Source organism: Pseudarthrobacter ribosi (assembly GCF_055412865.1).
This window is the reverse complement of the sequence record NZ_JBVAYZ010000036.1, coordinates 1-22,615: the sequence shown is the minus strand read 5'-3', so window position 1 is coordinate 22,615 and position 22,615 is coordinate 1. Positions and strand designations below refer to the sequence as shown.

At 67.5% G+C, this 22,615-nt stretch carries 22 protein-coding genes, 1 tRNA gene and 1 other RNA gene; 12 read left to right on the top strand and 12 right to left on the bottom strand.

Annotated elements, in window-relative coordinates; genetic code table 11:
• Positions 1-125 precede the first annotated feature (125 nt).
• From ACZYZ5_RS20860 to ACZYZ5_RS20835, 6 genes are all read left to right on the top strand, one after another.
• Complete coding sequence (locus tag ACZYZ5_RS20860; protein WP_463904272.1) at positions 126-536, top strand: MmcQ/YjbR family DNA-binding protein; 411 nt, start codon at positions 126-128, stop codon at positions 534-536.
• Positions 533-1,093, top strand: coding sequence for a DUF1990 domain-containing protein (locus ACZYZ5_RS20855; protein ID WP_463904271.1), 561 nt, complete (start codon positions 533-535; stop codon positions 1,091-1,093). Before ACZYZ5_RS20860 ends, ACZYZ5_RS20855 begins: the two co-directional genes overlap by 4 nt.
• Before the next feature lie 14 nt (positions 1,094-1,107).
• Positions 1,108-1,782: a tetratricopeptide repeat protein gene (locus ACZYZ5_RS20850; protein ID WP_463904270.1), complete on the top strand. Its 675-nt coding sequence runs from the start codon at positions 1,108-1,110 to the stop codon at positions 1,780-1,782.
• Between the two features lie 30 nt (positions 1,783-1,812).
• Complete coding sequence (locus ACZYZ5_RS20845; protein WP_463904269.1) at positions 1,813-2,130, top strand: putative quinol monooxygenase; 318 nt, start codon at positions 1,813-1,815, stop codon at positions 2,128-2,130.
• 76 nt (positions 2,131-2,206) lie between these two features.
• Entirely contained in the window at positions 2,207-2,500 is a 294-nt protein-coding gene (locus tag ACZYZ5_RS20840; protein WP_463904268.1) for a DUF503 domain-containing protein, read from the top strand.
• 391 nt (positions 2,501-2,891) lie between these two features.
• Positions 2,892-3,560, top strand: coding sequence for a putative endonuclease domain-containing protein (locus ACZYZ5_RS20835; protein WP_463904267.1), 669 nt, complete (start codon positions 2,892-2,894; stop codon positions 3,558-3,560).
• Between the two features lie 97 nt (positions 3,561-3,657).
• Here ACZYZ5_RS20835 and purL read toward each other — a convergent pair whose 3' ends face one another.
• From purL to purS, 3 genes are read right to left on the bottom strand one after another with little or no spacing between them, the layout of a single operon-like run.
• Positions 3,658-5,997: a phosphoribosylformylglycinamidine synthase subunit PurL gene (purL, locus tag ACZYZ5_RS20830; protein ID WP_463904266.1), complete on the bottom strand. Its 2,340-nt coding sequence runs from the start codon at positions 5,995-5,997 to the stop codon at positions 3,658-3,660.
• Positions 5,994-6,758, bottom strand: coding sequence for a phosphoribosylformylglycinamidine synthase subunit PurQ (gene purQ, locus ACZYZ5_RS20825; protein ID WP_463904265.1), 765 nt, complete (start codon positions 6,756-6,758; stop codon positions 5,994-5,996). Before purQ ends, purL begins: the two co-directional genes overlap by 4 nt.
• A 1-nt stretch (position 6,759) precedes the next feature.
• Positions 6,760-7,011 (bottom strand): phosphoribosylformylglycinamidine synthase subunit PurS, encoded by a 252-nt coding sequence (purS, locus tag ACZYZ5_RS20820; protein ID WP_056427643.1) that lies wholly within the window; start codon positions 7,009-7,011, stop codon positions 6,760-6,762.
• A 286-nt stretch (positions 7,012-7,297) separates the two neighbouring features.
• On the opposite strand from purS, the gene ACZYZ5_RS20815 reads away from it, so the two are divergent.
• Together ACZYZ5_RS20815 and ACZYZ5_RS20810 are read left to right on the top strand one after the other, a co-directional pair.
• A complete protein-coding gene (locus ACZYZ5_RS20815; protein WP_463904264.1) occupies positions 7,298-7,483 on the top strand; it encodes a hypothetical protein in 186 nt (61 codons plus the stop codon).
• Positions 7,484-7,802: 319 nt separating this feature from the next.
• On the top strand, positions 7,803-10,982 hold the full coding sequence (locus tag ACZYZ5_RS20810) for a S8 family serine peptidase (protein ID WP_463904263.1): 3,180 nt from the start codon (positions 7,803-7,805) through the stop codon (positions 10,980-10,982).
• Positions 10,983-11,104: 122 nt separating this feature from the next.
• On the opposite strand, the gene ACZYZ5_RS20805 is transcribed toward ACZYZ5_RS20810, so the two are convergent.
• The 4 genes from ACZYZ5_RS20805 to ACZYZ5_RS20790 are packed head-to-tail and all read right to left on the bottom strand — an operon-like array spanning position 11,105 to position 13,480.
• Positions 11,105-11,467, bottom strand: a complete 363-nt coding sequence (locus tag ACZYZ5_RS20805; protein WP_463904262.1) for a serine protease inhibitor — start codon at positions 11,465-11,467, stop codon at positions 11,105-11,107.
• Positions 11,464-12,450, bottom strand: a complete 987-nt coding sequence (locus ACZYZ5_RS20800; RefSeq protein WP_463904261.1) for a 3-methyladenine DNA glycosylase — start codon at positions 12,448-12,450, stop codon at positions 11,464-11,466. Before ACZYZ5_RS20800 ends, ACZYZ5_RS20805 begins: the two co-directional genes overlap by 4 nt.
• On the bottom strand, positions 12,419-12,979 hold the full coding sequence (locus ACZYZ5_RS20795) for an SSI family serine proteinase inhibitor (protein WP_463904260.1): 561 nt from the start codon (positions 12,977-12,979) through the stop codon (positions 12,419-12,421). The genes ACZYZ5_RS20800 and ACZYZ5_RS20795 overlap by 32 nt, the downstream gene beginning before the upstream one ends.
• 27 nt (positions 12,980-13,006) lie before the next feature.
• Entirely contained in the window at positions 13,007-13,480 is a 474-nt protein-coding gene (locus ACZYZ5_RS20790) for a MarR family winged helix-turn-helix transcriptional regulator (RefSeq protein ID WP_463904259.1), read from the bottom strand.
• A gap of 80 nt (positions 13,481-13,560) precedes the next feature.
• Here ACZYZ5_RS20790 and ACZYZ5_RS20785 point away from each other — a divergent pair, with 80 nt between their 5' ends.
• Together ACZYZ5_RS20785 and ACZYZ5_RS20780 are read left to right on the top strand one after the other, a co-directional pair.
• Positions 13,561-13,794, top strand: coding sequence for a hypothetical protein (locus ACZYZ5_RS20785; RefSeq protein ID WP_463904274.1), 234 nt, complete (start codon positions 13,561-13,563; stop codon positions 13,792-13,794).
• A gap of 227 nt (positions 13,795-14,021) precedes the next feature.
• Positions 14,022-14,228 (top strand): hypothetical protein, encoded by a 207-nt coding sequence (locus tag ACZYZ5_RS20780; RefSeq protein WP_463904273.1) that lies wholly within the window; start codon positions 14,022-14,024, stop codon positions 14,226-14,228.
• Positions 14,229-14,318: 90 nt separating this feature from the next.
• Here the strand turns inward: ACZYZ5_RS20780 and ACZYZ5_RS20775 are convergent, their stop codons facing one another.
• The 4 genes from ACZYZ5_RS20775 to ffs all read right to left on the bottom strand — a co-directional run bounded on the left by ACZYZ5_RS20775 (position 14,319) and on the right by ffs (position 19,774).
• Entirely contained in the window at positions 14,319-15,677 is a 1,359-nt protein-coding gene (locus tag ACZYZ5_RS20775) for an aspartate kinase (protein WP_463904258.1), read from the bottom strand.
• Positions 15,678-16,002: 325 nt separating this feature from the next.
• Complete coding sequence (gene recR / locus ACZYZ5_RS20770) at positions 16,003-16,602, bottom strand: recombination mediator RecR (protein WP_307461921.1); 600 nt, start codon at positions 16,600-16,602, stop codon at positions 16,003-16,005.
• A 51-nt stretch (positions 16,603-16,653) separates the two neighbouring features.
• Entirely contained in the window at positions 16,654-19,650 is a 2,997-nt protein-coding gene (locus tag ACZYZ5_RS20765; protein WP_463904257.1) for a DNA polymerase III subunit gamma and tau, read from the bottom strand.
• 27 nt (positions 19,651-19,677) lie between these two features.
• Positions 19,678-19,774: signal recognition particle sRNA small type (gene ffs, locus ACZYZ5_RS20760), an RNA gene on the bottom strand.
• A gap of 227 nt (positions 19,775-20,001) precedes the next feature.
• Between ffs and ACZYZ5_RS20755 the strand changes: the two genes are divergently transcribed.
• Positions 20,002-20,086: transfer RNA gene (locus ACZYZ5_RS20755), tRNA-Ser, on the top strand.
• A gap of 94 nt (positions 20,087-20,180) precedes the next feature.
• Here the strand turns inward: ACZYZ5_RS20755 and ACZYZ5_RS20750 are convergent.
• Positions 20,181-21,092: an oxygenase MpaB family protein gene (locus ACZYZ5_RS20750; RefSeq protein ID WP_463904256.1), complete on the bottom strand. Its 912-nt coding sequence runs from the start codon at positions 21,090-21,092 to the stop codon at positions 20,181-20,183.
• A gap of 182 nt (positions 21,093-21,274) precedes the next feature.
• Between ACZYZ5_RS20750 and ACZYZ5_RS20745 the strand changes: the two genes are divergently transcribed.
• The coding region (locus ACZYZ5_RS20745; protein ID WP_463904255.1) for a M23 family metallopeptidase at positions 21,275-22,615 on the top strand (1,341 nt) is incomplete at its 3' end.

Sequence of the window (22,615 nt, the reverse complement as noted above, 5' to 3'; positions counted from 1 at the left end):
GGTAGGCCGCAGCCCGCCGTGGAGCCCGCGCAGCCGCCGTGGGGCCGCCGTGGGAGCCCGCGCAGCCGCCGTGGGGCGCTGCGGGGCGGGCTGCGGGCGGACGCGCCGCCGGATAGGCTCGTGCCATGGACGTTGCCACCCTCCGCGAGATTTGCTTGAGCTTCCCGGGCGCCTACGAGGACTTTCCGTTCGGCCCGGAATTCTCCGTCTTCAAGGTGCGGGCGGGCGTATCCGGCGGAACGCGGCAGGACGCCAAAATGTTCGCGTTGTCCGCCATGGACCCGGCGGACTGGTCCGTGAGCCTCAAATGCGAGCCGGCCCTGGCCGAACAGCTGCGCGCCATCCACCCGGAAATCACCGGCGCCTGGCACATGAACAAAACCCACTGGAACGGCGTCCGGCTGGACGGGGCGCTACCCGATGACATGATCCGGGACATGGTAGAGGATTCCTACGACCTTGTCGTGGCATCGTTCAGCCGGAAGCTGCGGGAGCAGCTGGGCTGGGCCGGGCTTGCCAGGGGTGAAGGGGCATGATGCGTGACCCCCGCGCCGGCCGCATCGCGCGGGGCGCGCTGAACTATCCGGGTGTCGGCTCCACCGAGCATGGTCTGGCTCCGGACGGCTTCCCCTGCCTGGTGTCCCGGACCTCCCTCGGCGAGGGGCAGGAGGCCTATCGGCGGGTGGCGCAGGGCATCCTGGCCTGGGAGCTGCAGAAACGGTCCGGGTTGCGGGTGCGGACCGACTCCGGCGACGTGGTCCCCGGGGCGCGGGTGGTGAGCGGATTCGGCGTCGGACCCTTCCGGATCAACGCGCCGTGCGAGGTGGTGTGGGTGCACCGGCCGGCGACCAGCGGAGGGCCGCAACGTGCCGGGTTCGCGTACGGCACTCTCCCGGGCCATCCGGCGCGGGGCGAGGAGGCGTTTGAAGTGGAGATCGACGCAGCGGGGCGGGTCTTCCTGATCATCACCGCGTTCAGCAGGCACTCCAACTGGTTCTACACAGCCGGCGGCTTCGTGGCCCGGGCGGCGCAACGGCACATCACTTCCCGATACATTGAAGGGGCACGTCAACTCGCCGCAGGTGAAAGCTGATCAGGAGAACGTACATGCTGGAACAGAAGACCCTTGACCAACTGTGGAACTTCGACGACCCCGCCGGATCCGAAGCCCGTTTCCGGACCGCTGCGGCAGACGCGGCGTACGATGCCGACGAACAGGCCGAACTCGCCACCCAGCTCGGTCGGGCCATCGGTCTGCAGAGCCGCTACGAGGAAGCCGATGCCCTGCTGGACGCCGTCGACGCCGACGAACCGACCGTGGCAGTGCGTGTCCTCCTGGAACGCGGCCGGCTGCTGAATTCGAGCGGCCACGCCGCGATGGCCGTGCCCCTGTTCGAGCAGGCTGCCGAACTCGCGGACCACCTGAGCGAGGAATTCCTGGCCGTGGATGCGCTGCACATGCTGGCGATCGCGGACTCCGCCCACGCCGAGTCCTGGACGCGCAGCGCCCTCGAGTACGCCTCCACGGTTCACGATCCGCGGACGAAACGCTGGATGGTCTCACTGCACAACAACCTGGGCCGGACCCTCCACGCCGCCGGGCGCTTCACCGAAGCGCTGGTGGAGTTCCAGCTGGCCGAGCAGTGGGCTGAACGCGTCGGGACACCCCGGCAGCAGGAGTGGGCCCGGGAGGCGATCGCCGAGTGCCAGCAATCCCTCCCCGCCGCGTCCGGGACGGCCGCGGCACCAGCCCTCGTTGTTCCCGGTGAAAGAATGGACTGACAGCCCACCCGCAACGAAAGGCATAGCCCTGTGATCTTCATTGTCGTCAAATTCAAGGTCAAGCCGGACTGGTCCGATAAGTGGCTGGACCTGGTCGGGGACTTCACCCGGGCCACGCGCCAGGAACCCGGCAACCTGTGGTTCGACTGGTCACGCAGCGTGGAGGACCCCAACGAATTCGTCCTGGTCGAGGCATTCCAGGACGACGCCGCCGGCGACCACGTCAACAGCGCACACTTCCAGCAGGCCATGGCGGACATGCCCCAGGCGCTGGCCGAGACACCGCGGATCATCAGCCGCCAGCTCGACGGCGACGGCTGGGACCGGATGGGCGAGCTCACCATCTAACCCGCATCGACTGCTCCGTAACTGCCCTTTTGACACCCCAAAACGGCAGTTACGGAGCACTCGCTAGGAGAATTGCATGTGGATCGGCTGGATTGAATTCGACGTCCTCCTCGGCGACGTCCACAGCCTGAAGGAGAAGCGCTCCGTGGTGCGCCCGGTGCTCGCCGAACTCAAGCGCCGCTTCGACGTCTCCGTGACCGAGGCCGGACTGCACGACCAGTACCGCCGCACGGTGATCGGCGTCGGGCTGGTCGCGGCGGACCGGGCGCACCTCGTCGAGGTGCTGGCCGCCGTCGAACGCTTCGTCGCGGCACGGCCGGAACTGGAACTGCTCAGCGCCCGCCAGCGCGAGCTCCGCAGCGACGACTAAAACCATCGATTGCTCCGTAGGCGCCCTTATCAGGCGTCATAACGGCACCTATGGAGCAGCGGATTGGGTGGTGTGGATAACTTCTGCGGCGTTCCCGCGGTTCTGGTCTCATGAAGCCATGAAAACCGCACGCCCGCTGCCGGACGATTTCCATGGCCGCCCCTTCACTGTTGTGGAAGCCGCTAAGGCCGGGGTGTCGCCCAAGCGGCTCCGCCACCGGTCGCTCGCGGCGCTGGGGAAGGGGATTCGTTCCCAGGGCCCGACGCCGGGGATTCCGTTGAGCGTGAGAGTGCGGCCATTCATTGAGGTCAATGAGCGATGCGCCGCGTCGCACCTCACCGCGGCGGAGCTTGGTTCGCTTCCGGCGCGGCGTCAAAAGGAGGGACCGCCGATGTATCACGTGATCAGGCCCGAGGGTGCAGCCCATCTCAACCGTCCACATGTCATCGTTCACCGGATGAAGCTCTACGACGACGAGATCACGCTCCTGGACGGGATTCCCCTCACCACACCGGAGCGAACCTGGCTGGATCTCGCCGAAACGCTGACCGTGGACGAACTTGTAGCGGCCGGCGACAGCTGCGTCCGCGTCCCCCGGCCCGAGTTCGAGGGCAGGGACATGCCGTTATGCAGCCTGGACGATCTGCAGCGGATGATTGACCGCCACAGGGGAAAGCGTGGAATCCGCAAGGCGCGGGAGGCCATCAAACTCATACGAGTGGGCTCGGATTCGCCGCAGGAATCGCTGCTGCGACTGGCCATTGTCCGGGGCGGTCTTCCGGAACCGGAACTGAACGTGCCGATCGTCGACGATGGAGGGACGCGGCACCACGAACCCGACTTGTCCTATCGGAAATACAGGATCGGCATCGAGTACGAGGGCGAGCAACACGGTGAAGAGGGACAGATTGTCCGGGACATCGCCCGCTCCGAACGGTACACGGCCCTCGGCTGGAGCGAGGTCCGGATCTCCTACCGGCATATGCACAATGACGCCAAAGCTGCCGTGGCTAAGGTCCGGGCCGCGCTGGTCCAGGCTGGCTGGCGTCCGGGCCGTTAAACCACATCGACTGCTCCGAAACCGCCGTTCTGAGGGTTCAAAAGGGCAGTTACGGAGCAGTCGATGGTGGTGGCGACAGCCGGTGGGGCGGAGGGCCTTAGCCGAAGTACTTCGGCAGGGTGGCCTCGTGGGCCTCGCGGAGGGATTCGAGGTTCATGGTCTCGACGCCGGTGATCTCCAGCGTGCCGCCCTCAGCGTCCACGACGCCGATCCGCAGATGCGGGAAGCCGCGGGCGGTGCACATGTCCGTGAAGCGGATCTCCTCGGAGCGGGGCACGGCCACGAGGGCGCGGCCCTGGGTCTCGGAGAACAACGCCGTGAACAGGTCCACGCCGTCGCGGTCCAGGACATCCTGGAGCGCCACCCGGGCCCCCACGCCGTAGCGCAGCGAGGACTCCACGAGGGCCGCCGCGAGGCCGCCTTCGGAGAGGTCGTGAGCGGAGTCCACCATGCCGTCGCGGGAGGCGTTGATCAGGATCTCGCCCAGGGCGCGCTCGGCGGCGAGGTCAACCTTCGGCGGCAGGCCGCCGAGGTGTCCGCGCATGTTGGACCATTCCGAGCCGTCCAGTTCCGCCGCCGTCGTGCCGAGCAGGTAGATGGCCTGGCCGTCTTCCTTCCAGCCCGACGGCGTGCGGCGGGCGACGTCGTCAAACTTGCCGAGCACGGCGACCACGGGGGAGGGGTGGATGGGGGTGGTGCCGGTCTGGTTGTAGAGCGAGACGTTGCCGCCGGTGACCGGGATGCCCAGCACCATGCAGGCGTCCGACAGGCCGCGGATGGCTTCGGCCAGCTGCCACATCACGTCGGGGTCCTCGGGGGAGCCGAAGTTCAGGCAGTCGCTGACCGCCATCGGCACGGCGCCGGAGGTGGCGACGTTGCGGTACGCCTCGGCCAGCGCCAGCTGCGCGCCGTGGTACGGATCGAGGTAGGTGTAGCGGCCGTTGGCGTCGGTGGCCAGGGCCACGCCCAGGCCGGTTTCCTCGTCCACCCGGACCACGCCGGCGTCGTCCGGGAACGCCATGGCGGTGTTGCCGCCGACGTAGCGGTCGTACTGGTTGGTGATCCAGGACTTGTCGCACATGTTCGGTGAGGCGACGAGTTCGGTGACGGCGGCGGCCAGTGCCGCGGGGGCGGACGGGCGGCCGGCATCCTGCACGGACCCGGTGAAGGCATCGGCCTGCACGGCGTCCTGCCATTCGGGGCGGGCGTACGGGCGGTCGTAGACCGGACCGTCGTGGGCCACTGTGCGCGGGTCGACGTCGACGATCACGTCGCCTTCCCACGTGATGATGAGGCGGCCGGTATCCGTCACCTCGCCGAGCCAGGAGTACTCCACTGCCCACTTGTCCATGACCGCTTCAAACGCGGCGACGTTCTCCGGCGTGACCACGGCCATCATGCGTTCCTGCGACTCGGACATCAGGATTTCGCCCGGGGTCAGGGTCGGATCGCGGAGCAGGACGGAGGTCAGCTCGACTTCCATGCCGCCGTCGCCGTTGGAGGCGAGCTCGGACGTGGCGCAGGAAATGCCGGCGGCGCCGAGGTCCTGGATGCCGTCCACCAGGGAGCCCTTGAACAGCTCGAGGCAGCACTCGATCAGGACCTTCTCGGCGAAGGGGTCGCCGACCTGCACAGCGGGGCGCTTGGACGGCTTGGTGTCGTCGAAGGACTCCGAGGCCAGCACGGAGGCGCCGCCGATGCCGTCGCCGCCGGTGCGGGCGCCGAAGAGCACCACCTTGTTGCCCTTGCCGGAGGCATTGGCGAGGCGGATGTCCTCGTGCCGCATGACGCCGACGGCGAGGGCGTTGACCAGCGGGTTGCCCTGGTACACGGAGTCGAAGACCATTTCGCCGCCGATGTTCGGCAGGCCCAGGGAGTTCCCGTAGCCGCCGATGCCGGCCACGGCGCCGTGCACGACGCGGGCCGTGTCCGGGTGGTCAATGGCGCCGAAACGCAGCGGGTCCATGACAGCCACCGGGCGGGCGCCCATCGAGATGATGTCGCGGACAATGCCGCCGATGCCGGTCGCGGCGCCCTGGTACGGCTCCACGAATGACGGCGAATTGTGGGACTCGATCTTGAACGTCACGGCCCAGCCGTCGCCCAGGTTGGTGACACCGGCGTTTTCGCCGATACCCACCAGCATGTCCTTTTTCATCTCGTCGGTGACCTTTTCGCCGAACTGGCGCAGGTGGTTCTTCGAGGACTTGTAGGAGCAGTGCTCGCTCCACATCACGGAGTACATGGCGAGTTCGGCGCCGGTCGGGCGGCGGCCCAGGACCTTGACGACCTCGTCGAACTCGTTCTGCTTCAGGCCGAGTTCGGCCCAGGGGAGTTCGACGTCCGGGGTCTTGGCCGCGTTCTCGACGGTGTCGATGTTGAACTTCTTGGTCTCGGTGGCGGTGCCGGCCGTCCGGCCAGTCGACGTCTCCGTCATTTGTTGTCTCCCACGATCTTGTTCAGTACAGAGGTGAAGAAGCCGAGGCCTTCGGTGCCGGAGCCGTCTTCGGGGCCGAAACCCTCCTCGACGGCGTGCTCCGGGTGCGGCATGAGGCCCACCACGTTGCCCGCGGCGTTGGAGATGCCGGCGATGTCGCGGCGGGAGCCGTTCGGGTTGAAGCCGACGTAGCGGAACACGACCCGGCCCTCGGCCTCCAGGGCATCGAGGGTCTTCTCGTCGGCGATGTACTGGCCGTCCTGGTTCTTCAGCGGCACAGTGATGTCCTGGCCGACGGCGTAGTCCCGGGTCCAGTCGGTGGTGTTGTTCTCCACACGCAGGATCTGGTCGCGGCACATGAACAACAGGCCGTCGTTTTTGATCATCGAGCCGGGCAGCAGGTGCGACTCGGTGAGGATCTGGAAGCCGTTGCAGATGCCCAGGACGGGCAGCCTGGCGTCCGAGTTGGCGGCGTCGATGATCCTGGCCATGAGCGGCGCGAACCGTGAGATGGCGCCGGCGCGCAGGTAATCGCCGTAGGAGAAACCGCCGGGAATCACGACGGCGTCGACGTCGCCGAGGGTGGTGTCGGCGTGCCAGAGGGACACGGCGGTGGCGCCGGCCAGGCGGACCGCGCGGACGGCGTCGCGGTCGTCCAGGGTGCCGGGGAAGGTGACGACGCCGATCTTCGCACCGGCGAGCTGGCGGGCACCGGGAGCGGCGACGGCGACCGCCTCGCCAATCAGGGGGAGTTCAGTCATCTCAGGCCTCGACGACCTCGACGTTGACGACGTCCTCGATGACCGGGTTGGACAGCAGGGTCTCGGCGGCGTTCCGGGCCTGGGCCAGGATCTCCTCCGTCACCTCGCCGTCGACCGTGAGTTCAAAGCGCTTGCCCTGGCGGACAGCGCTAAACGCGGTGAAGCCCAGACGGGGGAGTGCACCCACGATGGCCTTCCCCTGCGGGTCGAGAATCTCGGGCTTGGGCATGACGTCGACAACGATCCGGGGCATCCGGCAACTCCTGTGCGTGAGCATTGGGTAAGGGCGCAGCGGAGTTATGCCGTCTCACGCCGGTCCGCTGTGTGGTGAGGACAACGTGAAAGGGCGCTCCGCGAGCTTGCATGCCCATTCTACCGGGCGCGGCGCGTCCGGCCGCATTCGTGGCCGGGGTGTGAACGATGCCCCGCCCGGCTGCCCGGACATCGCGCGGGGGACACCCCGGGGCAAAGGCACGGTGGCGCGGCGTGGCCAGCGCCGATCTCTGGTCACCCCGGTGCGCGGTCAGTAGGATGTGCGCATGTCTGAGAAATCGAAATCCGTGCTCCTGCCCGTCGTTGTTGCCGCCGTTTTCGCCGGCCTGGGCCGGATGGTGCTGCAGAAGATCAAAGCGGACCGCAAAGCCCGGGAAAGCAATAAGGCCGGGCCGCTGGATGACAAGACCCGCGCGTGGATCAGCGAAGTGGTCAGAACCCCGCGCCAGTAGCGGGCCGTCGCCCGGATACGTCCCGGATCAGCCGACCCGGCAGGGCCGTCCGCGTCCCTCCGGCGCCGCCGGTCCGCCTGGTCTTGTCGCACTGATTGACAAATTTTGATTTCCCCTTTGTGGGCTATGTCATATCTGGCTCTCAGTCTGTACTGTATGAATCGTCTGGTATCCGTCGGGGCCGTGAGAGTCTCAGCTCTTTCCGTCCTGCCAGTCCTTGACCCGGCAGCAACGCCGGGACCGTTCCTTATGAAAGGTTCAACCACACGTGAAATCACCAGGAAAGAGCTTCCTTCGAAGCGGGGGACTCCGGAGGGCCGTGGCACTGACACTGGGCTTGCCGGTTCTCTTGTCAACAGTCGCGATCGCGCCCGCCACCGCGGCACCGGGATCCACCGTTGCGCAGGTCGCACAGAAGAATCTGGATCCCAGCAGCTTCAAGGACGGCCGCTACATCGTGGTCTTGGCTGAGAAACCTGCAGCGACCTACGACGGCGGGACGCCCGGACTCGCGTCAACCAAGCCGGCACCGGGCAAGAAGCTCGACACCGACAAGACCGAAGTCAAGCAGTACGAGGCGCACCTCGAAAAGAAGCAGGCCGAGGTGGCAGGCCAGCAGAACGTCCAGGTCAAACGGCAGTTCACCGCGGCCATCAACGGCTTCAGCGCGAGCCTGACGGCGGATCAGGCCATCAAGCTGGCCAAGGACCCCGGCGTCCTGGTTGTTGCCCCCGACACCGAAAATGCCCCGGACTACTCCAGCACCGACTTCCTGAAACTCAGCGGCCCCAACGGCACCTGGAACACGAAGTTCGGCGGCCAGGACGCGGCGGGCAAGGGCGTCGTTGTCGGCGTCATCGACACCGGCTATACCCCCTCCAGCCCCTTCTTTGCCGGCGAGCAGGTCAATCCGCTGGTCGGCGATCCGGTTGTTGGCGTGCCGTACCGCACCGACGACGGCAAGATTGCCATGCTCAAGTCCGACGGAGACACCTTCATCGGGGAGTGCCAGAAAGGCACCGGCACCGGCGCGAGCTTCGACGGTTCGGCCTGCAATTCCAAGGTCCTCAGCGCCCATTACTTCGCCGAGGATTTCCTGAGCTACGTCCCGCCGGGCAACCGCGCACCGCAGGAGCAGCTGTCGCCGGTCGACGTCGACAGCCACGGCACCCACACCGGCAGCACGGCCGTGGGTAACCCCAACGTCGAGACCTTTGTCGACGGCCGCAGTTTCGGACTGACGAGCGGCATCGCCCCCGCGGCGAAGCTCTCCGTCTACAAGGTCTGCTGGGAAGACACCGACGCCAGCACCGGCGGCTGCTACAGCTCCTCCTCGGTTGCCGCGATCGACCAGGCCATCTACGACGGCGTCGACGTCCTGAACTACTCGATCTCCGGCTCCACCACCACCACGACGGATCCGGTCTCCATGGCGTTCCTGTCCGCAGCCTCCGCAGGCATCTTCGTCGCCGCCTCTGCCGGAAACTCCGGCCCGACCGCGAGCACCGTCAACCACGGCGCACCGTGGGTCACCACCGTCGCCGCCAGCAGCTTCTCCCAGGAGCTCCAAGGCACCGTCGAGTTCGCCGACGGCAGCAAGTTCCGCGGTGCCAGCATCATGAGCCGCGAGGTCACGGGTGCCGGCGTCGTGCTGGCAGCCAACGCGGCCGTAACAGCCGGAAACGCCAACGCGGCCCTCTGCGGTCCGGGCACACTGGACCCCGCCAAGGTCGCCGGTAAGGTCGTGGTCTGTGACCGCGGTGTCTTTGATCGCGTCGCCAAGAGCGACGAAGTCAAGCGTGGCGGCGGCGTTGGCATGATCCTGGTGAACCTCACCGCCTCCTCGCTGGACACCGACAAGCACTCCATCCCCACCGTGCACGTGAACCCGCCGGCCACTGAGACCATCAAGGCCAAAGTCGCGGCCAACCCGGCCATTACCGTGTCCCTGGTCAACAAGGACACCACCGGCCTGCCGCTAGAAGCCCAGCCGCAGATCGCGGGATTCTCTTCCCGCGGCCCGCTGCTGGCAACCGGATCCGACCTACTGAAGCCTGACGTTGCCGCCCCCGGCGTCGCAGTCCTGGCCGGCGTATCGCCGATCGGCACTGGCGGGGACAACTTCGGCTTTTTGTCCGGTACCTCCATGGCCGCCCCACACGTGGCCGGCTTCGGCGCCCTGATATTGGGCAAGAGCCCGAAGTGGTCCCCGGCGACGGTCAAGTCCGCGATGATGACCACCGCGGGTGACGTCAAGAACGCCGACGGCAGCAAGAACACCGACGTCCTCGCCACCGGCGCAGGCCAGGTGGACCCGGCCCGCGTGCTGGATCCGGGCCTGGTCTACGATGCCAGTGAAGAGGACTACCTGAAGTTCATCCAGGGCACCGGGGTCGACCTCGGGATGCCGGGTCTGGGCACGACCAAAGCCCGCGACATGAATGTTCCGTCCTTCTCACTGGGCAATCTGACCGGCAAGATCGAGGTCACCCGCACACTGACGGCGATGACCCCGGGCACCTACCGGGTCAAGACCGATGTCCCGGGCATCAAGGTCACCGTTTCCCCGTCCATCCTGACCTTCGGCGCGGCCGGTGAGAAGAAGACCTTCAAGGTGAGCTTCGAAAACCAGAATGCGGCACTGGGCAAGTTCGCCATGGGGTCGCTGACTTGGCAGGGTGCCAACAAGAGCGTCGCGTCCCCGATCGCGGTCCGCCCACAGTCGGTGGCCACGTCCAAGGACGTTGCCTTCACGTCGGAGGGTGGCACCGGTTCCGGTGACATCAAAGTGGTCTCCGGCACCAACGCCCCGATCAGCATGACCCTTGATGGTCTCTCCAAGGCGGACACGTCCGCCGTGGAACTCGTTCCCGGTCCCTTCACGGGTGAAGCGGATGCCTCGAACTTCGTCAAAACCGTCGAGGTGCCGGCCGGCAGCCCGCTGGCAAAGTTCTCGGTCCTTTCCTCGGACGAAAACGCTGACTTTGACATGTTTGTAATGACACCCAGTGGGCCGCTCACGGTGGCGACCTCCTCGGCAAGTGAGTCAGTATCCCTTCCCAACCCTCAAGCCGGGACGTATACGATTTACGCGAACCTCTACGCCAGTCCCAACGGACGGCCGACGAAGGGCAGCGTCGATGCGTCGGTCCTCGTTCCGAATGTGGGAAACGCGAGCCTGACGCCCAACCCGCTGCGGCTCGCAAATGGCAAGTCCGGAGTGGTCACGTTGAACTGGAAGAACCTGGCTGTTGGCTCGTACATCGGACGCGTGACCTTCGTCGGGGCCAGTGATCCGACGTTCGTCAGCGTGCTGGTGACACCGGCCGGCGCCGTCGTGGTTCCGCCGACGTCCGAGGACCAGGGCAGCAATGTCGGCCCCGGTGCCAGTGGCGACGACGGCACGAAGAAGGAAAAGAAGGATAAGGGCAAGAAGGTGAAGCAGGAGCTGTCCAAGTTCCTGAACCCGGAGCTGGACCGCCCGAACAACGCCGTCTAGGCGGAGTCCAACCCTGACAACAAAGGCCGATGGCCGGCGGTTTCCACCGCCGGCCATCGGCCTTTTAAGTTCCTGTGAGGCTGCCGGTGAAGTGGCCGGGACAGGCGTTGAGCGGTGGCGGCTCAGATCGCGCCGGTGGAGCCCGCGACCCCGCCCAGCAGCGGCGCCATGGCGCGCCAGCGGGCGATCTCGCAGCCGTCGGTGCGGCTGAACTCGCTGTTGACTTCGCGGCCCAGGAACCGGCCCGTCACCACGGCGACCTGGGGGCCGCCGTACTGCTGGGTGCACAGCTTCGGCGGGCCGGGCTTGGGGAAGAAAATGTCGTCCCCGTGCTGCGTGACAGCCGCGAGGGCGGCGGCGGAATCCGGCAGGGTGCACCCGTCGGCGAGGGCGCCGCCGCTGGCCTCCAGCCGGAAGACGTATTCCGGCGCGCCGGGGGCCTCGGTCAGGCGGATGGTGAGATCGATCTCGTGGATGGCGGTCATTGCTGTCCTTCCGTGGTTTCAGGGGCGGGACCGGGGCCGGAACCCACCGACTGGAGCAAGGGCGTGAGCTCCCGCAGCAGCCGGCGCCGCAGGTCCTGCGATTCGTTGGAAAAGGTCCGCTGGTGTTCAACGTACTCGGCTTTTCCTTCGGCCGTTTCGATCCGGATGGCCGGATAGCCCCATGCCTCCAGATCGTAGGGTGACGCTTGCATGTCCATGGCCCTGATCCGCCAGGAGAGTTCGAAGCAGTCCATCACCAGCTCGCTGGACAGCAGCGGCGCGAGCTTGTAGGCCCACTTGTACAGGTCCATGTTGGCGTGCAGGCACCCGGGCTGTTCCATGCTCCGCTGGTTCTCCCGGCTCGGCGCCAGGCTGTTCAGCGGCACGGCATCCGGAGTGTAGAAGCGGAAGGCGTCGAAGTGCGAGCAGCGGATCCGGTTCTCCTCCACCACCTCGTCGGTCCGTTCGGAGCCCAGCCGCAGCTGGAGGTACTCGTGCCGGAGCTCGAATTTGTCCTGCCGGTAGACCATGGCCCACTCGTGCAGCCCGAAGCAGCCAAACTGCGCCGGCCGCGCCGCCGTCCCGGCCAGGATGATCCCGGCGAACTGCAGAGCGTCCCGCCGGTCCCGGACAAACGCCTCGACGTCGACCGTGACGGCCGCGCTGCCCGGCGGCAGCCCGGCGGCGGCGAGTTTGCCGTCGTCAGGCGTGCGGTAGTACTTCCAACCGGTGCGCTCCGCCGCGGCGGGACCGGAAAGCACGACGCCGGCACCCGCGTGCCAGCGCAGCAGCTGGCCCGGTTTCTGGGTGTAGTAGGTGAAGAGGAAGTCCTCGACCGGGTGCTTCCTGCCGGCGGACCGACGGGCCAGGTAGGGGTCCGCATAGCGGCGGACGCGCGCCTGGTGAGCAGCCTGGCGCTGCAGCCAGGCTTCCTGGGGGAGGCAGTGCAGCTTAGACAGCCCCGCCGGTGGAGCCAAGGACATCCTTGGCGGCATTCCAGGCCGCGATCTCGCAGCCGTCGCGCAGTGTGAAGGTCGCTTCGACCGGCTGGCCGTCCACTACGCCCGTGACCAGGGCCTCCTGCGGGCCGCCGTACTGCATGGTGCAGGCCTGGTCCTTTGTCCGGGGCGCGGGGCTGAGCAGCGCCGCGTTGCTCTTTACGGCCAGGCAGGCCGCGGCAGCGTCGGGATGCTGACTCTCCGCGGCCGGGACGCCGTCCTGGCAGACGAGGGTGAAGTTCGCGGGTGCGGCCGTCTCGGACGGCTTGACCATGATCGCGAGTTCGGCGTTGCCTTGCCCGGGACCGGAGGTCACGGGTACGGCGGACGGCGAGGGTGCCGGCGTCGTCGTTTCAGTGTCCGGCGAGGGAGTGTCAGTCGCGGAGGGGCTTGCCCCGCCCGTCGGGCCGGGGGACGTGGCCGACGGCGACGGGGTTCCGCCGCCCGGCGTGCAGGCGGCCAGTCCGGCGACCGCCATCAGAACGAGCGCCGCCTGGCTCAGTTGCTTGCGCATCAGCAGTCCTCCTGTGTTTTGCTCAGTCTACCGCCGGGGCGGTCCGTTGGGACCAGCCTTCGTGGCCGCAATCAGATCCATCATGGAGGCGTGCAGTTGGCTGACCTGTTCACGGGTCAGGCCCAGCCGGTCCATCATGGTGCCGGGCACGGCTGTGGCCCGCTGCCGCAGCGCGGCGCCTTGCGGGGTCAGTCCCACGGCGAGGGTCCGTTCGTCGCCCGGCACGCGCTGGCGCGTGATGAAGCCGGCCGCTTCCAGGCGGCGCAGCAGGGGCGAAATCGTTGCCGGCTCCTGGGCGAGGGCCTCGCTGATGTCGCGCACGGAGCGGGGGCTGGATTCCCAGAGACACAGCATTACCAGGTACTGGGGGTGGGTGAGTCCGAGCCTGTCCAGTACCGGCTTGTAGGCGCCGACGACGCTGCGGGAAGCCACCGTGAGCGCGAAGCAAAGCTGGTGCTCCAGCAGGAGGTCGTCCTCGGTTCCGCCCGTCACATCCGCCACGTGGGCCCTCCTCGAATAGTTAGTGCACTAATCATTAGCGTACACTGAAGAGAACGTCAGGTTCTTAGGAGTGGATAGTGATGGCCAAGGAAAATGCGGAAAACGCCTCGCAGAGGTTCATGCGTGCTATGGGCAAACTCCGGATGATTTTCGGACCTGCCAACCGCAGTGCCCTTGGACACGAGATGACTGAGCAGAACCGTGAGTTGCTGGCCCGGCGCGAAGCAGAAACCCAGCAGTGGGAGACCCTCCACCGCCCCGACGGCAGCACCTATGTCGTGCCGCGCAACCCCGAGGACAAATCGCTGCGGTAAGGACGAAGCCGCTGTGGGGCTGCGCCTCCGGCTGTGCTTTCCGGGCCGGTCCCCGTGGTCTTGCCGGGCTGGTCCCCACCCCTTTCTGGGCGTCGGCAGGCATGCCTTTCCCCGGCGTCGGGCGTAATATGGGTTCACTGGCACCAGCACTTAGCCACGGTCGTTCCCCGTGGCCGGATGTGGGAGAGGGGGTGGGAATTGTGGCACTTCCACTGAAGAAGGCTGCTCTGAGGCAGCACTTGCACCCGTCTTCATGGGCTCGCTTCCTTTTCGGCCCTGCCTCGCGGGGGGATTACTCCGCGCCGGTCATTCACAAGCATGACGAGTATGAATCGGCTTCTGAGACGGAGCTCGCCGGTTTTGAAGTGGAGACCGACGCGCACGGTCATCACTACGCTGTCCGAAAGGAAGACCTCCCGAAAGAGGAAGTCTGAGCAGCGCCCTGCGGAGGGCATAGCGAAGGGAGCGGCAGTTGCCGCTCCCTTCGCTATGTAATTCCCCGGGCCGAGTTCCCGGCGGGTGGCTCAGCGGCCGGTACCGCCGTGCACCGTTGCCTCATCGTCGCTGTCCAGGTCGAAGGCCTTGTGGATCACGCGCACGGCGTCGTCGAGCAGGTCCGCGTGCGTGACGACCGAAATACGGATCTCCGAGGTGGAGATCATGTTGATGTTGATCCCGGCCTCGGACAGCGCAGCGAAGAACCGTGCCGAGACGCCCGGGTGGGAACGCATGCCGGCGCCGATCAGCGACAGCTTGCCGATCTTCTCGTTGTACTCGATGCTCTCGAAACCGATCCGGTCCTGCGCGGCGTGCAGGGCGGCCAGGGCGTCGGCGCCCTCGACGATCGGCAGCGTGAAGGAGATGTCGGTCCGGCCCGTGCCGTGGGTGGAAACGTTCTGGACGATCATGTCGATGTTGGAGTGCGCATCGGCGATGACCTGGAAGATCGCCGCGGCCTTGCCCGGGATATCGGGAACTCCGACAACCGTGACCTTGGCTTCGGAACGGTCGTGTGCAACACCGGAGATGATTGGCTGCTCCAAGGCAACTCCCTCTTGGGTTGTGATTTTGTCGTCGGCGCTGGGCAGGACCCAGGTGCCTTCGTTTTGGCTGAATGAAGAACGGACATGCAGCGGCACGCCGAAACGGCGGGCGTACTCGACGCAGCGCAGGTGCAGGATCTTGGCGCCGGACGCAGCCAGTTCCAGCATTTCCTCGCTGGAGATCCGGTCGATCTTGCGGGCGGACGGAACCACGCGCGGGTCGGCGGTGTAGATACCGTCGACGTCGGTGAAGATCTCGCACACGTCCGCGTCGAGGGCGGCGGCCAGCGCCACCGCCGTCGTGTCCGAGCCGCCGCGGCCCATGGTGGTGATTTCGTTCGTGGTGCGGCTCATGCCCTGGAATCCCGCGACGATCGCAATGTGGCCCTTGTCCAGGGCGGTGCGGATGCGGTGTGGGTCGACTTCGATGATCCGGGCCTTGCCGTGGATGCCATCGGTGATCATCCCGGCCTGGGAGCCGGTGAAGGACTGGGCCGACGCGCCGAACTTGTTGATGGCCATGGCGAGCAGTGCCATTGAGATGCGTTCGCCGGCGGAAAGGAGCATGTCCATTTCACGGGCCGGGGCGGAGTCGGTGACCTGGGCCGCGAGATCGAGCAGCTCATCGGTGGTGTCACCCATGGCGGAGACAACCACGACCACTTCGTCGCCGGCGTTCTGGGCATCCACGATCCGTCGGGCCACACGCTTAATGCCCTCGGCGTCCGCCACGGAGGAACCGCCGAACTTCTTCACCACAAGGTGCTTCGTCGTGGCGGCAGCAGCGGGCAGTTCCTGTGGCTGCGGTCCGGGGTGGACTTCGGTAGTGGGCAAACTCATGCGCGCACCCTCACTGGATTATCGGGTCTGGGCCAAGCAACCAAACGGCGCGACGGCGTAACTTCTCACCCCAGTTTATCGCCGGGACGCCTTGGTTGCTGAATTGTGACCGTATGCCAGACAGTCCTGCATCCGTTCCGCTGGACATGCCCTCCGTTGCGGGACAGGGGCGGGCATGTGCTCCGGCCCTTGGTGGACATGCGCTCCGCCGGGGCCGGGGGATGGGCATATTGGCACCATGTCCATCCGCGGGCGCGGAGGCTGGACATGTCCGCCCCGGGGTGGAAGGGCGACGGCGGCTCCGCCGAAGCGCTTGGCGGAGCCGCTAGCTCAGGGCGTTGCGGCGGCCCTCGAAGGCGCGGCCAAGCGTGACCTCGTCGGCGTATTCGAGGTCACCGCCCACTGGCAGGCCCGATGCCAGCCGGGTCACGGCGATGCCAATCGATTTGAGCATCCGCGCCAGGTAGGTAGCTGTCGCCTCGCCCTCCAGGTTGGGGTCGGTGGCGATGATGATTTCCTGGATGGCGCCGTCGTTGAGGCGGGTGAGGAGTTCGCGGATCCGGAGTTGCTCGGGGCCGATGCCGGCAATGGGATTAATCGCCCCGCCGAGCACGTGGTAGCGGCCCCGGAAGGAGCGTGTGCGCTCCACCGCGAGGACGTCCTTGGATTCCTCGACAACGCAGATAATCGAGGGGTCCCGGCGGGGGTCGCGGCAGATGTTGCACAGCTCCTGTTCCGTGACGTTGCCGCACACGGTGCAGAATTTGACCCGTTCCTTGACGCTGGTGATGGCGTCGACGAGCCGTTTCATGTCCTGCGGGTCGGCCTCGAGGATGTGGAAGGCGAGCCGCTGGGCGGACTTGGGCCCGACTCCGGGAAGGCGTCCGAGCTCGTCGATCAGCTCTTGAACTGCGCCTTCGTACACTGTGTCCTCGTTCGTTTGGGATGGTGACGGGTGGTGGACCCGGCAGTGCGGTTAGAAACGCGGTGGAAGCGGGCTTCCGTCCAGTGACCGCTCTTCAACAAGTTTTCCGCCCAGGATGCGCTCGACGGCGGCCCGTCCGAAGACGCCCGATTCCTCGATCGTTTCGTCATCCGCGCTGGGGATGTCCTGGACATAGGTGGTCGTGGCGGCCGCGGCCCGGGCCGGGGCTTTGGCGCGCCCGGCTTCGGCTTCCGGACTGTTGGAGAGCCGTTGATAAAGGCTCTGCCGGCCCGTCGAATGTGGCGCCGCCGCGGATGCGGTGACCGCAGCCGGTGACGCGGTTGGTGGAGCGGGCGCGGCCGGCGGCGCGGCGTTTGCTGAGGTGAGCGCAGCCATCGGCGCGGCGTTGGCTGAGGCTGGAACGGTGGGGGCGCCCACCGCCACCAACTCCGCGGAGTCTCCCCACCCGTTGGACGAGGACGCGACCGGTTCATACGCAGTGGTAGCCGACACTGCTGCGGCGTAGTGCGGGACCTGGGCGGCCGCTGGTTCGTAGTGCGGCGGTTCCGGCTCCGGTGCCGGCTCAGGAGCCACGGGCTCCCCGGGCGCGTAGCCTCCGACATTGGAGTCTGAGCCGATCGTCCAGATTCCGGGGGCCTGCTCGACGGCACGGGCCCACGGGTCGTTGGCGGTGTCGGGCGACTGTGGTGCCGGAGCGCCGGCCAGGGGCGCCGCGGCAGCAGCGGCGGAACGCGCCGACGAAGGGGTCCTCTTGCGGGCGGGCGCGGCGGACGGCTGGGCGGGGGCCGGCCGGGCGGCCGGCGCCACGATGGGGGCCGAGGGATCCCAGTCCATGGGCGGTTCCTCGTCCAGCGGCGGAGCGTCCTCATCGCGCGGCGGGCCCCAGTCATCGTCGGGGTTGGCGTAGGATCCGGCGGCCTCCGGAGAGGCGTCCGGGAGTTCGCCTGCGGCCGCGGCTGCCGGGACAGCAGAGGGCGGTTCCTCGGGGGCAACAGTTGCCGGAACCTGCGTCGGCGCCGCGGAAGGGGACATGCGTGGTGAAGCGGGTGACTGAACCGGAGCGGCCCGCGTGACGGGTGTGTGCACCGGATCGGCCGGCGCGACGGGACCAGTTGCAGGTGGCTCCGCATCACGCGCAGGCTCCGACCCGGCAGGGACGCCCTGCGCTGACCCGGAAGGAGCCGGGGCGGCGGCCGGGGGCAGGCCCCAGTCCGCGTCGGTGGACGTGACCGGGACGTCCCGGCTAACGGGTGCTTTTGGGTTTGGCTCAGAGCTCGCTGCGCTGTTGCTTCCGCTGGCCACTGCATTGATCTGGCATTCGATGCCGATGGTCTTGTGGATCGCCTGCCGCAGGTTCTCGGAGTGATCCGCCCGGCCGAACGCGCCGGCCAGCCCAGAGGTGGTGAAGGCGAGAGTCAGGACATTGTCTTCGAAGTGGCCAACCTGGGCATTCGGCTCGACCAGGGCCCAGGTGCTCCGCTTGATTTTGGTCAGCGTCTGCAGGATCTCCGGCCAGGCACGGCGGAGGACTTCGACGTCGGGCCCGGATCCGGTGGCCGCGGCGCGCGCGGCTGAGGGAGCTCCGGGGGCCTGCTGAGTCTGGGCGGGTGCGGGCGCGGGTGCGGGTTCGGGTGCGGGCGGGGCCGGGCTGGAAGGGATCGGGGCAGGGGGTACCGCAGCGGCGGCCGCCGGCTGCACCGGCGCGGACGTCCGGGGTGCCGGGGCCCGCCCGGGCTCCGCACGGTTGGCCGCGGCGGGAGCAGCAGTTGCAGGAACCGGAGCCAGCGGGGCCGAGGTAGCTGCGGCCGGGATAGCGGGCCCGGCGTGCGCCGCGGCGGGAGCCCCGACGTCGTTGCCGGCGTAGTTCAGGCGGCGTTCCACCCTGTCGATCCGGGAGGCGATGCCGCGCTCGGTCTGGTCGGAGGACGGCAGCAGGATGCGGGCGCAGAGCAGCTCCAGATGGAGCCGCGGCGACGTGGCGCCGGTCATTTCGGTGAGGGCCGTATTGGTGACGTCCGCCGCGCGCGACAGCTCGGCCGCGCCGAGGTTGTGGGCCTGGTTCTGCAGACGCGCGATCTGGTCCGCGGGCATGCCGCGGAGGATCGACTGGGCGCTCTCCGGCATGGCCTGGACGATGATGAGGTCGCGGAAGCGCTCGAGCAGGTCCTCCACAAAACGGCGGGGGTCATGCCCGGTCTGGATGACCCGGTCCACAGCCCGGAACACTGTGGCGGCGTCGGAGGCTGCGACGGCCTCGACGACGTCGTCGAGCAGGGAGGCGTGGGTGTAGCCGAGCAGTGCGACGGCGAGTTCGTAGTTCAGGCCGTTGGGTCCGGCGCCGGCCATGAGCTGGTCCAGGACGGAGAGCGAGTCCCGCACCGAACCGCCGCCGGCGCGGATGACGAGCGAGAGCACGCCGGGCGCCACGGGGACGTTCTCCTGCGTGCAGAGCAGTTCGAGGTACGCCATGAGCGGTTCCGGCGGCACGAGCCGGAACGGGTAGTGGTGCGTACGGGAGCGGATGGTGCCGATGACCTTGTCCGGCTCCGTGGTGGCGAAGATGAACTTGATATGTTCCGGCGGTTCTTCGACGATCTTGAGCAGGGCATTGAAGCCGGCGGACGTGACCATATGGGCCTCGTCGATGATGAAGATCTTGTAGCGGTCGCGGACGGGGGCGTACGTGGCCCGTTCGCGGAGGTCACGGGCGTCGTCGACGCCGCCGTGGCTGGCGGCGTCGATCTCTATGACGTCGAGTGATCCGGAACCGCCGCGGGCGAGTTCAACACAGCTGGGGCACTTGCCGCACGGGGTGTCCGTGGGGCCCTCGGCGCAGTTCAGGCAGCGGGCGAGGATGCGCGCGGAGGTGGTTTTTCCGCAGCCGCGGGGACCCGAGAAGAGGTAGGCGTGGTTGACGCGGTTCTTCCGCAGAGCCGTCATCAGCGGCTCGGTGACGTGTTCCTGCCCAATGACGTCCGCGAACGAATCGGGGCGGTATCGACGGTAGAGAGCGGTAGTAACAGTCACAGATAAACCCTACCAATCGGCACAGACATAAAAGACCCCTCATGCACCCGCCAGAGCCCATTTACCCTTGCTACCTTCCGGTCCTGGGGGAGTTCAACAGGATGACGCCACATGAGGGGCCGTCAGCTAGTTTACCCGACGTTTGAGTGTGCCCCGAATCGCGTTCCTCGCACCCGGAAAATCCCGCGGGACATGCCCATTTTTCGAGGCTCCGAGTGGGCATCCTGGGCTTATGCCCAGTGGCTGCGCTAAACGCGGGGCATGCCCCGAGAGGCGGGGGTCCGCGGGGCCAATTGGGTGATGCCGGGAAGTTCAGGTATTCTAGTATCTGCTTTTGATTCAAAAGCTACTGGAGAATTCGCCTAGCGGCCTATGGCGCACGCCTGGAACGCGTGTTGGGTTAACGCCCTCGGGGGTTCAAATCCCCCATTCTCCGCGCTTGGCCCCGGTCCCTTGGACCGGGGCTTTTTTGCGTCCGACGAAATCCCCCGTGCGTTCCCGGCGCTGGAATCCGGGGCGCCGGTCCGGCCTCAGGCCTGGTGGCCCAGCCTGCGCAGGCGGGACCGGGCCGCCTGTTCGCTGGGCCCCACCCGACCCAGGGCAAGATGGACGACGCCGAGTGTCACCTTCGTCGCCAGCCGCACCGGGAGCGGGATGGGGCCCAGCCGTGCGGTCCGCAGGCCCAGCAGGTCGCGGTATTTGGGCTCCAGACTTGCCACGGCCGCCGCGAACAGCACCCGGTAGCCTGGCCTGAGCACCGGATGGAGCGGCGGATTGCGGATGAACGCCACGGTTTCGGCGACCCTCTCGTCGGAACGGAGCTCGCCGGCGTCGTGCCACTGGTCCAACTGCCGGCGCATTTCCTTCTCGCTGCGTGGCGGGGACTTCACTCCCATGAGCTCGCCGGCCTGCGCCCACTCACACACGTAGGCGTCGGGGCCGCCCGGAATCGGCCTGCCCCAGATCTTGTGCGCCGAGAGGAAAGCATCGGTGAAGGCAATGTGCACCCAGCGGAGGAGCTCAGGATCATTCGCCGTGTAGCTCCGGACTACGCCATGTCCGTCCTCGTAGTTCCCGCGCACCGGCTCGTGGAGCCGCAACACCCAGTCGGAGGCTGCCCGGGCCGCGGCGGTTGAACCGTATGAAACCGTAAAGATCCAGCGGATCGTTCCGGCAAGCCGGCCCAGGGGGTCCTCGCGGAAGCGGGAGTGGTCGTGGACGCCGGCCAGCGCCCCGGGATGGAGTGCCTGCATGAGCAGGGCGCGAATACCCGCCACGATCGTCGGCATGTCCCCATGGACGGCCCAGACCGCGGATCCCGGCAAGTGGTAGCCGGGGTCGTCGCCTTCCGCCAGCCGCGGGACCCAGTCCGGCACGGCGTCCCGGGTTCCGGTGAACGTCTGCTTGAGTTCGGCCTGCAATTCCCTGAGGAGGTTGCGCATACTCCATTCTCGCCCACCGCTAAGGCGTCGCGCCCAGTACTTGCCCCGATCACGAGTACTACTGGTCCACCACCTGTAGTTAGAAAGGGGTAGTTTTTGCGGTTCCCAGGCACCCGCGATTGTGGTCCCATAAGAGCGTGAGTCCGCAAATTGGGGACTGGCGAACAGGATGCGGGAGTCACGTGGGAAAACACTGGGGAAACTCATCGAGTGAGCAGGCAGTCAGAGCGCGAATCATTGCGGCGCGCTGCCTGTCCGGCGGCTTCTGCCTCTCACTCGCGGTCCTGACGTTCGGCGTCCAGGGACTGTCGGGCAGCGGCGCGGCCGTTGCGCCGTCCCGCTCTCAGGCCTATGGCGTCGTGGGACCGGGCACACTGGATCCGGACACTCCGGCCACCGCTGGTGCCCGGACTGTTCCGGCCGCTGACGCCCAGACGTCGGCGGCTTTCACCGCGGATGCCTTGGCACTCGTGGCCCACACCCGGTCAACGGTGGAGACGACGTCCAAGGACGGTGTCCCCGGGCAGCTCAATGTGGCGTCCGCCGGACTGAAACGGCCCGCCGAAGGCTTCCTCATGGCGCCACTCGAATCCCTTCGGGAGTCCTCGTCGTTCGGGCTGCGAACCAGCCCCATCACCGGCTCATCCGGGGAATTTCACTGGGGCCAGGACTTTGCCGCGCCGTGCGGTACCCGTGTCTACTCTGCCGACGCCGGCGTTGTGCGGGCTGTCGGCTGGCACCCGTGGGGCGGCGGAAACCGCGTGGAAATCGACCACGGCAACGGGCTCATCACGACGTACAACCATCTTGAGGCGATCGCCGTCAAGAAGGGCGATTCTGTGCGGGTTGGCGAGATCATCGCCCGGGTGGGAACGACAGGATCCTCCACCGGCTGCCACCTGCATTTTGAGACCATCCTGAACGGCTCGCACAAGAACCCGCACGACTGGATCCTTCTTCCGATCGCGCAGACGGACCAGCTGGGCGCCCTCGAGATGGCCAGCTACGCACCCGACGCCGGCAAGCCCTCCAACACTTCCCTTGGCTGGGCGGTCCCGGTGTCCGGCAACAGGACCCCCGTAGTTGCTGGCGGAGCCCAGGAGGTGCCCGCCGCGGCGCTGCCGGAACCGCCGCACTCCTCGTCCCCCGCACCCGACCCCAGCCAGCCGCCGGGCGGGACCACAACGACGGCGGGCACGCCGACGCCGACCGACACGCCATCTCCCTCGGAGCCGGGCACGACGCCGCCGCCTCCCTCGGGGCCGGGCACCACGCCGCCGCCCTCCTCGGAGCCGGGCACCACGCCGCCGCCTCCGTCGGGGCCGGTCACCACACCGCCGCCTCCGTCGGGGCCGGGCACCACACCGCCGCCTCCCTCGGGGCCGGGCACCACGCCGGCGCCACCACCAGAATCACCGACGCCGACGCCGACGCCGACGCCGACGCCCACCTCGGCGCCTGCGCCGCCGGTCGTGGCGCCCGCGCCGCCGCCCCCGCCGCCAGCGCCCATCGTGACCGCTACA